Annotated in this window: 9 protein-coding genes; 1 reads left to right on the forward strand and 8 read right to left on the reverse strand. The window is 60.7% G+C overall.

Annotated elements, in window-relative coordinates; genetic code table 11:
• Positions 1-7 precede the first annotated feature (7 nt).
• The 5 genes from PMI23_RS01440 to PMI23_RS01460 form a co-directional block, all read right to left on the reverse strand.
• Positions 8-1,255 carry an ABC transporter permease gene (locus PMI23_RS01440; protein ID WP_007910155.1) on the reverse strand — a complete coding sequence of 416 codons (1,248 nt, stop codon included), beginning with the start codon at positions 1,253-1,255 and terminating at the stop codon, positions 8-10.
• 200 nt (positions 1,256-1,455) lie between these two features.
• Positions 1,456-2,499, reverse strand: coding sequence for an ABC transporter substrate-binding protein (locus PMI23_RS01445; protein ID WP_007910153.1), 1,044 nt, complete (start codon positions 2,497-2,499; stop codon positions 1,456-1,458).
• Between the two features lie 48 nt (positions 2,500-2,547).
• On the reverse strand, positions 2,548-3,672 hold the full coding sequence (locus PMI23_RS01450; protein ID WP_007910151.1) for an ABC transporter ATP-binding protein: 1,125 nt from the start codon (positions 3,670-3,672) through the stop codon (positions 2,548-2,550).
• Between the two features lie 348 nt (positions 3,673-4,020).
• Positions 4,021-4,650, reverse strand: coding sequence for a response regulator (locus tag PMI23_RS01455; RefSeq protein ID WP_007910149.1), 630 nt, complete (start codon positions 4,648-4,650; stop codon positions 4,021-4,023).
• Positions 4,651-4,734: 84 nt separating this feature from the next.
• Positions 4,735-7,131 carry a PAS domain-containing sensor histidine kinase gene (locus tag PMI23_RS01460; RefSeq protein ID WP_007910147.1) on the reverse strand — a complete coding sequence of 799 codons (2,397 nt, stop codon included), beginning with the start codon at positions 7,129-7,131 and terminating at the stop codon, positions 4,735-4,737.
• Positions 7,132-7,204: 73 nt separating this feature from the next.
• On the opposite strand from PMI23_RS01460, the gene PMI23_RS01465 reads away from it, so the two are divergent.
• Positions 7,205-8,194 carry an alpha/beta hydrolase family protein gene (locus PMI23_RS01465; RefSeq protein WP_007910142.1) on the forward strand — a complete coding sequence of 330 codons (990 nt, stop codon included), beginning with the start codon at positions 7,205-7,207 and terminating at the stop codon, positions 8,192-8,194.
• 122 nt (positions 8,195-8,316) lie between these two features.
• Here PMI23_RS01465 and PMI23_RS01470 read toward each other — a convergent pair whose 3' ends face one another.
• The 3 genes from PMI23_RS01470 to PMI23_RS01480 are packed head-to-tail and all read right to left on the reverse strand — an operon-like array spanning position 8,317 to position 10,773.
• Positions 8,317-9,084 (reverse strand): TerB family tellurite resistance protein, encoded by a 768-nt coding sequence (locus tag PMI23_RS01470; RefSeq protein WP_007910140.1) that lies wholly within the window; start codon positions 9,082-9,084, stop codon positions 8,317-8,319.
• Position 9,085: 1 nt separating this feature from the next.
• Complete coding sequence (gene murU, locus PMI23_RS01475) at positions 9,086-9,757, reverse strand: N-acetylmuramate alpha-1-phosphate uridylyltransferase MurU (RefSeq protein ID WP_007910138.1); 672 nt, start codon at positions 9,755-9,757, stop codon at positions 9,086-9,088.
• Positions 9,754-10,773, reverse strand: a complete 1,020-nt coding sequence (locus PMI23_RS01480) for an aminoglycoside phosphotransferase family protein (RefSeq protein WP_007910135.1) — start codon at positions 10,771-10,773, stop codon at positions 9,754-9,756. Before PMI23_RS01480 ends, murU begins: the two co-directional genes overlap by 4 nt.
• Between the last annotated feature and the right edge of the window lie 44 nt (positions 10,774-10,817).

A 10,817-nucleotide genomic window follows, 5' to 3' on the forward strand; every position in this document is an offset into this window, starting at 1 on the left:
ATTCCCCTTAGCTCAGGCGCAGGCGACTGGCGCCGACCAGCCAGCTGTAAATCAGATAAAGCACCACAGTCGCCAGCAGCAACAGCCCGCCCAGCGCAGTAGCCATGCCCCAGTTGATGCTGGTGTTGGTGTAAAAGGCGACGAAGTAGCTGACCATTTGATCGTTCGGGCTGCCGAGCAGCGCCGGGGTGATGTAGTAACCGATGGCGAGGATGAACACCAACAGGCAACCGGCGCCAACACCGGCGTAGGTCTGCGGGAAGTACACCCGCCAGAAACTGGCGAACGGATGGCAGCCGAGGGAAATCGCCGCGCGCATGTAGGTCGGCGAGATGCCTTTCATCACGCTGTAGATCGGCAGAATCATGAACGGCAGCAGGATGTGCACCATCGAGATGTACACGCCGGTGCGGTTGAACACCAGTTCCAGTGGTTTATCGATGATGCCCATGGCCATCAGGCCGCTGTTGATCAGCCCGCCGGATTGCAGAAGCACGATCCACGCGGCGACGCGCACCAGGATCGAGGTCCAGAACGGCAGCAGCACCAGAATCATCAGCAGGTTGCTTTGCCGCGATGGCAGGTTCGCCAACAGGTAGGCCAGTGGATACGCGAGCACCAGACAGATCACGGTGATGACCAGGCCCATCCAGAACGTGCGGGCGAAGATGTCGAGATAGATCGCCTGATCCGGCGTGGCCGGGGCGATTTCGCCGAGGTCGTCGATGCGGTGATCGACTGCCGCCAGCAGGTAATACGGGGTGATGCTGCTGGTGTTGCGTTTGACCGCTTGCCAGTAGGCCGGGTCGCCCCAACGTTCGTCGAGTGCTTCCAGCGCTTCTTTATAAGAGGCCGGTTCGCTGGCGAATGGCAGCGCCCGGGCGGTTTTGGTCAACAGGCTGCGATAGCCGGCCAACTCCATGTTCAAGCGCTTGGACAGATCGCCCAGCGTCTGGTTTTTGCGCGCTTCGGCGAGGTCTTCGCCGGCGGCTTTGTAGACCGGTTCAGCGGGCAGGCCGCGGCCGTCCCAACTGGCGATGGCCGCCACGGTGCGCGGCATGCCGCCGACCACTTCGGGGTTGCCGACGCTTTTGTAGAGCAGCGCCACGATCGGCACCAGAAACACCAGCAACAGAAACAGCACCAGCGGCGCAATCAGCGCTTGAGCCTTCCAGCGGTTGACCCGCTCGGCGCGCTTGAGCTTCTGCTTCAAGGTGGGGCTGTTGCCCTCGTTCAGGGGAACGGCGATGGCCATGACGTACTCCGCAAATCTTTGATCGTTACAGAGGTGGTGAATACCACCTCGAACTTTTGCTACTGATCGTTCCCACGCTCTGCGTGGGAATGAATCCAGTGACGCTCTGCGTCACACGGGGACGCGGAGCGTCCCGGGCGGCGTTCCCACGCAGAGCGTGGGAACGATCATCCGGAAAGCCGTCGGCCCGTATGCTCGGGTTACTTCGCAGCCCAGGAGTTGAAGCGCTGCTCCAGTTGCTCGCCGTTGTCAGCCCAGAAGCTGACGTCGATCTGCACCTGGTTGGCGATGTTTTCCGGGGTGGTCGGCATGTCTTTGAGGACGTCCTTGGCCAGCAGCGGTACGGCTTGGGTGTTAGCCGGGCCATAGGCGATGTTTTCCGAGTAGGTCTTCTGCTGCTGCGGCTGTACCGAGAAGGCCATGAATTTCTTCGCCGCTTCCGCGCGTTTGGCGTCCAGACCTTTCGGGATGGCCCAGGCGTCGAAGTCGTAGATGCCGCCGTTCCACACCACTTTCAGATTGGATTCTTTTTGCACGGCAGCGATGCGACCGTTGTAGGCCGAGCTCATCACCACGTCACCGGAAGCGAGGTATTGCGGCGGTTGCGCGCCGGCTTCCCACCACTGAATGCTTGGCTTCAGCTCATCAAGCTTCTTGAACGCGCGATCCTGGCCGCCCTTGCTCGCCAGCTCTTTGTAGACGTCTTTCGGCGCTACGCCATCGGCCATCAAAGCGAATTCGAGGGTGTATTTGGCGCCTTTGCGCAGGCCACGTTTACCCGGGAATTTCTTGGTGTCCCAGAAATCCGCCCAACTGGTCGGGGCGGTTTTCAGCTTGTCGGCGTTGTAAGCCAACACGGTCGACCAAACGAAGAAGCCCACGCCGCACGGCTGAATCGCGCCTTTGACGTAATCTTCAGTCTTGCCGAACAGCGCCGGGTCGAGTTGTTCGAACATGTCTTCGTCGCAGCCACGGGACAGCTCTGGCGATTCAACTTCGACCAAGTCCCACGACACGCTCTTGGTGTCGACCATGGCTTTGACCTTGGCCATTTCGCCGTTGTACTCGCCAGCGACGATCTTGCCGTTGCCCGCCGCTTCCCACGGTGCATAGAAGGCTTTGACTTGCGCGGCCTTGTTCGCCCCGCCAAATGACACCACGGTCAAATCCGGGCCGGCGGCCATCGCGCTGGCCGCACCCATCAGGCCCAGGGTCAGGGCGGTGAACTTAAGGGATCTCAACATTTATTGTTCTCTCCACGTGCAGGGTTGGTGTTGGTATTGCCGGGGCGATCAGTTCGCCTCTAGAAGAGGATCGAGTGCGCGTACGTGCTCGACCTGCCAGCCAAGCGGAACCACGTCACCGACCGCGAGCGCTGGATCGAGCTCGGCAATCGGCTGTTTCACGAAGAAGTCGGTCTTGCCGCAGACTTCCAGGCGCACCCGGACGTGGTCGCCCAGATAGATGAATTCCGCCACCCTCCCTGAGAAGCGGTTAACGCATTGATCACTGGAACCGTTGAGACTGATGCGCTCCGGACGGATCGACAAAGTCACCGGTTCGCCGGTCTGGCCGACGTTGACCGCCAGCGCCTCGACCTTTTCGCCACGGCCCAACTCGACCACGCAACGCTCGCCGTTCTGGCTCAACAGGCGACCGTTAAGGCGGTTGTTTTCACCGATGAAGTTGGCAACAAAGGTATTTTTCGGTTCTTCGTAAAGTGTGCGCGGCGGGGCGATCTGCTGGATTTCGCCCTGATGGAATACCGCAACGCGATCGGACATGGTCAGCGCTTCGCCCTGATCGTGGGTCACGTAGACCACGGTTACGCCGAGGCGCTGGTGCAGGTGTTTGATTTCCATCTGCATGTGTTCACGCAGTTGCTTGTCGAGGGCACCGAGGGGTTCGTCCATCAGCACCAGTTGCGGTTCGAACACCAGCGCGCGGGCCAGCGCCACACGCTGCTGCTGACCACCGGACAACTGCGCCGGGTAGCGCGAGGCAAACGCATCGAGCTGGACCATGCTGAGGACTTTCTTGACCTTGTCGTTGACGTCGCTCTTATTCAGGCCACGCACGCTCAGCGGAAACGCAAGGTTTTCGGCGACGGTCATGTGCGGGAACAGCGCGTAGTTCTGGAACACCATGCCGATATCACGCTTGTGTGGCGGCACGTTGTTGATCGAACGCCCGGCCAGCAGGATCTCGCCAGCGGTCGGCGTTTCGAAACCGGCGAGCATCATCAGGCTGGTGGTCTTGCCGGAACCGGACGGCCCGAGCAGGGTGAGAAATTCGCCTTTGCGAATGTCCAGGTTGAGGTCTTTGACGATCAGGTTCTCGCCGTCGTAGCTCTTCTGCACTCCACGAAAGCTGACCAGCACATCACTGGCCCCTGCGTTTGTATCGACCTGGCTCATACCCACACCTTTGTTGTTGATGACTGCTTGTGGGTTAAGCCTAGTGGCTGCTGACAGCCACGCAAATCGGGGCGCAGGAGAGAATCGCCTCAGCCGGATGGAAGGTTGGGGGTAGGGATTGCCCTACAAGGATGGCGCTAATGGATAAGGCAGTGGCGAGGGTTGAGCTGCAAGCTGCAAGAACAAGCAAAAGCGCCTGTCGCTAACAGATATGCTCACAATCCAGGGTTAAACAACGAAACCTGTGGGAGCTGGCTTGCCAGCGATAGCGGTGGATCAGCCGACATTGATGTGATTGACATGCCCTCATCGCTGGCAAGCCAGCTCCCACAGAGTTTTGTGGTGCATTTAGAGGAGTTTGTGTTCCATCGCGTATTTGACCAGTTCGGCCAGCGAGGTGATGTTGAGCTTCTGCATCAGCCGCGCCTTGTGGGTGCTGATGGTTTTGCTGCTCAGCGCCAGTTGCTGGGCGATGTCGTTGACGTTGGCGCCCTGGGCCAGGCGTTCGAACACCGAGAACTCGCGTTCGGACAGCAACGAATGCAGCGGCCGTGCATCGGTCAGGCCGACTTCAAACACCATGCGATCCGCCAGATCCGGATCAATGTATCGCCCACCCGCCGCGACTTTGCGAATGGCGGTGAGCAACAGCGCCGGGTCACTGTCCTTGGTCGCATACCCGGCGGCGCCGACCTTCAGCGCCCGCGCAGCCATCTGCGCTTCGTCGTGCATAGATAGCACCAGGATCGCCGGTGGATTGTTCAGCGCACGGATTCGCGGGATCGCCTCCAGGCCATTGACCCCGGGCATGGAGATGTCCAGCAGCACCACTTCGCATGGCACGCTGCGCAGGGCCTCAAGCAATTGCTCGCCATTGCTCGCCTCGCCCACTACTTGCAGATCCTTGGCCAGGCCAATCAATTGCTTGATGCCTTCGCGGACGATGGTGTGGTCTTCGGCTACCAGTACACGGATCACGTTTTTCTCCAGATTTCAGGTACACAGCAATCCCTGTGGGAGCGAGCCTGCTCGCGAAAGCGTCAGCCCAAACACCACATATCTTCAAACCTCACTCACCGGCACCCAAACATTCAGACTGGTGCCCTCCCCCGGCTCACTCTCCAGCACCAACCGCCCGCCCATGATCAGCACCCGCTCACGCATGCCGACCAGGCCAAACGAAGTCGGTCGACCGCTGGCGGGAACAAATCCTACGCCATCATCACTGACCGTCAGACATAACTCATCGCCTTCCAGCGCCAACGTCAGTTCCACAGTATGCGCCTGAGCATGGCGCATCACATTGGTCAGCGCCTCCTGCAAGATCCGGAACAAGCCAATTGCCTTGGCATCACTGAGTACCGGCAGATTATCCGGTACCTGCACCAGACACGGGATCAGCGTACGCGCCTCGAAGCGCCGCGCCTGCCACTCGATCGCCGAGGCAATCCCGGCATCGAGAATCGGCGGTCGCAGCGCCGTGGCCACGTCGCGCACCAACTGGAACAACTGAGCGATCAGGCGTTTCATGCTGTTCAACCGCTCGTTCAACCCCGGATCGAGTTGCGCGTAGGCTAACTCGCACATCGATGTTTCCAGCTTCAGCACGGTCAACATCTGCCCCAGTTCATCGTGAACCTCGCGGGCAATGCGCGCCTTCTCTTCTTCACGCACGCTCTCAAGGTGCGCCGACAGTTCGCGCAGTTGCTCACGGGAGGCCGCCAGTTCCAGCTCGATACGCTTGCTCTCGGTGATGTCCCAGACGATGCCGTCCCAGACATAGGCGCCATCCTCCAGTTGCCGGGTGATCGCCTTGATCTCGGCCCAGCGCTGCTGGCCTTGACGCGTGAGGATCCGACCCTGCCACGACCAGTCACTGTCGGTGTCCAGAGCCTGATCCTGAGTGCGGTGATAACTCGCCTTATCGTCGGGATGCACCAGGCTGCGCAGACCCATGTCGCGATGGGCTATGGTGGCCGGGGCGTAACCGACCAGGCTTTCGCTGCCCTCGCTGATGTAGGCAAAGTCGATCTGCCCGGTCACCGGCGCGCGCTCCAGACGAAACACCAATCCCGGCACGTTGGCGGCGATGCCTTGCAGACGCGCCTCGCTTTCCTGCAACGCGGCGAGGGCGCGACGGCGCTCGGTGACGTCGGTGAGGTACACCACCAGGTATTCACTGTCGCGAAAGCGCAGGAAACTCAGCGAAACATCCGCCGGCAAAATACTGCCGTCAGCCCGCACGCAACTGGTTTCGAAACTCAGCGGACCTTCTTCACTGGCCCGCGCGCGCTTCCACAGATTGAGCCAGCGGTCCATGTGCAGACCCGGTTCGAAGTCGATCAATGGCCGTTCGATCAGTCCGCCCGAGGGATAACCGAGCATGATTTCCGCCGCGCGATTGGCGTAGCGCACATGGCTGTCCCAGTTGACCCAAAGGATGCCGACGGTGCTTTGGTCGATGGAGAACTGCGTCAACCGCAGCGCTTCTTCGTTGGCCGCGCGCAAGGCGATGTCTTCCCGGGCGGCCAGCAATCGCTGTTCGAGGCTGTGCTGTTGGCGACGCTGCCAGAACACGATCGCGACACAACTGAGCAGCATCACTGCAAACAACAAGCTGAGGTTTTGCCAGAACCCCGGCGACTCCGAGAGTCGCGGATATTTCGGTTGCAGCCACTGGTTGTGTAACTGCTCCAGATCCTTGGCCGGGATGGCACGCAGCGCACTTTGAAGGATGCCGGCCAACTCTGGCCAATCGCGGCGCGAGCCGACGCGCAGCAGTTGTGGCAGGCCGATATCGCCGACCACCACCAGCCCGGCGAACTCAGGCTCTACCGACAAGCGCCCGAGTTGCGCCTCATCGACCACGGCGTAGGCGGCCTGCTGACTCAACAGCAACTGCAACGCCTGACGCTCCAGTGGTACACCTTGCAGATTCAGATGGGGGTAGTTGCCGCGCAGGTAATCAGCCGTGCTGCTGGGCATGCGCACGGCGACGCGGATCTGGCTGTCGAGCTTCTCCAGATCGACCACACCACTGGCCTTCTGGTCGCTGACCACCAGTTGCGGCACGCGCATGTACGGATCAGAGAACTGCCACAGACGCAGGGCACTCGGGGTCTGGCTCAGGCCCGGAGCGATATCGATCTCGCCCTCGCGCATGGCGGCGTCCAATTGCGCGAGATCCTGAAAATTGCGCCAGCTCAGTTCGACATTGAGCACCTTGGCCAGCAACTTCATCAGCTCGACGTTGGCCCCCGACAGCCGTTGCAAGCGCCGGTCGTATTGCGCATACGGGGCTTGCAACACCAGGCCGACGCGCAATTCATTGTGTTGCGCCAGCCATTGCTGCTGGCTCGCCGACAACTGTGCGAGATGAGAAGGCGGCGCAGGCGCCGCCCAGCCCATCAAGGGAAACCACAAACAGCCGATAACCCACAGGCAGCAAAATCGCTTCATTGAAGTCTCATACACTGACAAATTCTGACCAACCCATTAGGCTGCCGGGATACTTTCTGGCCTGGAATAACCGATGCCCTCTGTCTACCGCCTGGCAATGCCAGCATTGTGCCTGTCGCTGCTCCTGCCTTGTGCGTTTTCCGTCGAAGCCGCCGATCCGGCACCCGCCGCCACAGCGGAAAAACCGGCCGAAGAAAAACCGGCCGAACGCCAGCCACTGCTTGAGCGTAGTCAGGAAGAGGCCGCCGCACTGGAACGTAAAGTCCCGGCGCAAGAACAGCAACAGTTGCAGGCCGGTACCGACACCTTCCTCGCCCTGTGGAAACCGGCCAACACTGCCGAACCGAAAGGCGCAGTGATCATCGTCCCCGGCACCGGCGAAACCGCTGACTGGCCGCAGGCAATCGGCCCGTTGCGGCACAAACTGCCGGATGCAAAATGGAGCAGCCTGAGTATTACGCTGCCCGACTTGCAAAGCGACGCCTTTGCACCGCGCGTGGTCGAGGCACCCGCTGTGCCGAAAGCCCCGGAGTCCGGCAGCAAGGACTCCACCACCGCGCAGCCGATCGAGCAAGCCGCTGGCGGTGAAGCAGAAGTGGCGGATCAGGTGGTCGCCGAAACCACTGAAGAGCAATCCAAGGCCGACGCCGAACGCATCTTCGCGCGCATCGACGCCGCGATTGCTTACGCCGAGCAGCAGAGCGCACGCAGCATTGTCGTGCTTGGGCACGGCACTGGCGCCTATTGGGCCGCGCGATACCTGAGCGAGAAACAAACGGCGCAGGTAGAAAAGTTCGTCATGGTCGATGCGCAGATGCCAGCCAAGGCCAAACCGCCACTGGCCGAAGTGACGCCGACACTGAAGCTGCCAACCGCCGATATTTTCTACATGGACAAGCCGCTGGATCGCAATGCGGCGCTGGAGCGCATGCAGGCGAGCAAGCGTTTGAAAACCTCGGCGTTCAGCCAGGTCGCGCTCAAGGCTTTGCCGGACAACAAGGCTGAACAGGAACAGTTGTTCCGCCGGGTGCGTGGCTGGCTGAACCCGCAGAACACGGACTGACAGAAAGACCGAGTCGCCCCCTTCGCGAGCAGGCTCGCTCCCACATGGATCTGCGTACACAGTCCATGGTGGGAGCGAGCCTGCTCGCGAAGAGGCCAGCGCAGTCGCTACACATCTAACGGTTAGCGAAAATCCCGCCGCTCACGAATCAACGTGTAGGCATTGTGCAGCTCACGGGTTTTTTCGGTGGCTTCACGCACCTGCACTGGCGTCGCCCCCGACCCGGCAATCTTGTCCGGATGATGACGACTGAGCAGGCGCCGATAGGCGCGCTTGATCTGCGCCGGTTCACTGGACGCCGACACGCCCAATAAACGCATCGCCTCCTGATAACTCACAGCAGCGCTGACGATCGGTCGTTTGCCCGGTTCGTAATCATTGGCCAGTGCCTGCACCTGATGCGTCGTCCAGCCCAGCCACTTGCCCCATTGCGCCAGCAGTTCACGCTCACTGACACCCGCGCGACCATCGGCCCAGACCATCCGCCAACAGGCGCGCAACACACCTTCGGCGGCATGCGGCTGCGCACTCAGGCGCCGTAGATAACCGCGCAGATTGTCGCTGCCGGACTTGCCGCGATTGAACGCGGCAATCGCCCGACGCGTAGCCGGCTCGCTCATTTCCAGCGCCCGCATTTCGTTACGCGCCTGCTGGATATGCCCGTCAGTGACCCGACCGTCACTTTTGGCCAGACGCCCGAGCAGCACAAACAACAGTTCGTCATTGCGCAACATCGGCCGACCGCCGAGTTTTTCGCGCAAATGCCCCCAGCTTTGCAAGTGCAGGCGCCGATCCAGCGCCTGCCCCAACAATGCCCCAAGCATGGCCCCCGGAATGCTGGCAATCGCAAAACCCGCTCCGGCTCCAATCAGAGTCCCTGGCCACAACATGTCAGCGACTCGCTTCTATCAATGCTTCAGCTTCGGCCAGACGCTCGTGCGTGCCGACGTCCACCCAGTGACCTTTCAGACGTTCGCCCGTGACTTCGCCAGCCGCCATGGCGTTACGCAACAGCGGCGCCAGTTTGAAGGCACCGTCGGTACAGCCGTCGAACAGTTGCGGATGCAATACGGCGATGCCGCTGTAAGTCAGGGTCGCAGCGTCCGGCTGACCGTCGTGCACTTCGCCGTCGACCAGTGTGAAATCACCGCGCGGGTGGTGCGCCGGATTGTCCGCCAGTACCAGATGAGCGAGCCCGTTGATCGGCTGGTGCAGGACGCTGAAGTCGTAATCGGTCCAGATATCGCCGTTCACCACCAGAAACGCATCATCGCCGAGCAACGGCAGCGCACGGAAAATCCCGCCGCCGGTTTCCAGTGGCTCACCTTCCGGCGAATACTGAATGCTCACGCCAAATTGCGAGCCGTCGCCCAGATAATCTTCGATCTGCTGACCGAGCCAGGCGTGATTGATCACGATCTCGTTGAACCCTGCGGCAGCGAGAGCCCGCAGGTGATATTCGATCAGTGGGACACCGCCGGCACGCACCAGTGGTTTCGGCGTAGTCAGGGTCAGCGGGCGCATGCGCTCGCCTTTGCCTGCCGCCAGAATCATTGCCTTCATGCTGTTGCTCCACCCCGCAGGCTGGTGAACAGCGCTTGCAGTTCTGCCAATTCAGGACGACGCGCAATCACCGCCTCTATATAAGAGAAGAAACGCGGTACGTCGGCCAGATAACGCGGCTTGCCATCACGATGACAAATGCGCGCGAAGATGCCGATGACCTTCAGGTGGCGCTGTACGCCCATCAGGTCACTGGCGCGCAGGAAGTCTTCGAAGTCCGGCTGCACCGGGATATTCAGTGCCGAGGCTTGCTGCCAGTAGCTTTCCAGCCAGCCGCGCACACGCTCTTCAGGCCAGCTGAGAAAGGCATCCTTGAACAGACAGGTCACGTCGTAGGTCACCGGGCCGTAGACCGCATCCTGGAAATCCAGCACACCGGGGTTCGGCTCGCTGAGCATCAGGTTGCGCGGCATGTAGTCGCGGTGCACCAGCACTTTGGGCTGCGCGAGTGCGCTGTCGATCAGCAGATCGCTGACCTGCTGCCACTGCTGTTGCTGGGTCGCGTCGAATTCGACACCGAGTTCACGCTTCACGTACCACTCGGGGAACAGTTCCAGCTCTCGGCGCAGCAAGGCAACGTCGTAGCTCGGCAACGGTGCGACCATCAACAATTGCTGAAAAGCCAGCAGCGCTTGCAGGGCATCACTGAATAATGCGTCGGCATTTTCGCCATCGATCACGTCGAGATAGGTCTTGTTACCCAGGTCATTGAGCAAAAGAAATCCACGCTCAAGGTCCTCGGCATAAATTTTCGGCACATTTATTCCGGATTTCGCCAGCAAAAAAGCGATATCCACGAACGGTTTGCAGTTTTCCTGGGGCGGCGGCGCGTCCATCACGACGAAGCTGCGACCCTCGCCTTCCCAGCGGAAGTAGCGGCGGAAACTCGCGTCGCTGCTGGCCGCGGTCAACGTGGCCGGGGGCACGGTGCCCCAGCCCTGATCTGCAAACAGGATTGCCAACTGCTCATCGAGCCAAACTTTCAGGTGTTGCAAGCGTACATCTTGGTCAGGCATTGCAAGGGTCTCCGACGGCGCTAGCCGTCAAGCGGGTCATGCTT

The organism is Pseudomonas sp. GM24, assembly GCF_000282235.1.
Classification (GTDB): Bacteria; Pseudomonadota; Gammaproteobacteria; order Pseudomonadales; family Pseudomonadaceae; genus Aquipseudomonas.

Coding starts and splice junctions, on each gene's coding strand:
- PMI23_RS01440 (WP_007910155.1), bottom strand. CDS start 1,255: ATGGCCATCGCCGTTCCCCTGAACGAGGGCAACAGCCCCACCTTGAAG.
- PMI23_RS01445 (WP_007910153.1), bottom strand. CDS start 2,499: ATGTTGAGATCCCTTAAGTTCACCGCCCTGACCCTGGGCCTGATGGGT.
- PMI23_RS01450 (WP_007910151.1), bottom strand. CDS start 3,672: ATGAGCCAGGTCGATACAAACGCAGGGGCCAGTGATGTGCTGGTCAGC.
- PMI23_RS01460 (WP_007910147.1), bottom strand. CDS start 7,131: ATGAAGCGATTTTGCTGCCTGTGGGTTATCGGCTGTTTGTGGTTTCCC.
- PMI23_RS01465 (WP_007910142.1), top strand. CDS start 7,205: ATGCCCTCTGTCTACCGCCTGGCAATGCCAGCATTGTGCCTGTCGCTG.
- PMI23_RS01470 (WP_007910140.1), bottom strand. CDS start 9,084: ATGTTGTGGCCAGGGACTCTGATTGGAGCCGGAGCGGGTTTTGCGATT.
- murU (WP_007910138.1), bottom strand. CDS start 9,757: ATGAAGGCAATGATTCTGGCGGCAGGCAAAGGCGAGCGCATGCGCCCG.
- PMI23_RS01480 (WP_007910135.1), bottom strand. CDS start 10,773: ATGCCTGACCAAGATGTACGCTTGCAACACCTGAAAGTTTGGCTCGAT.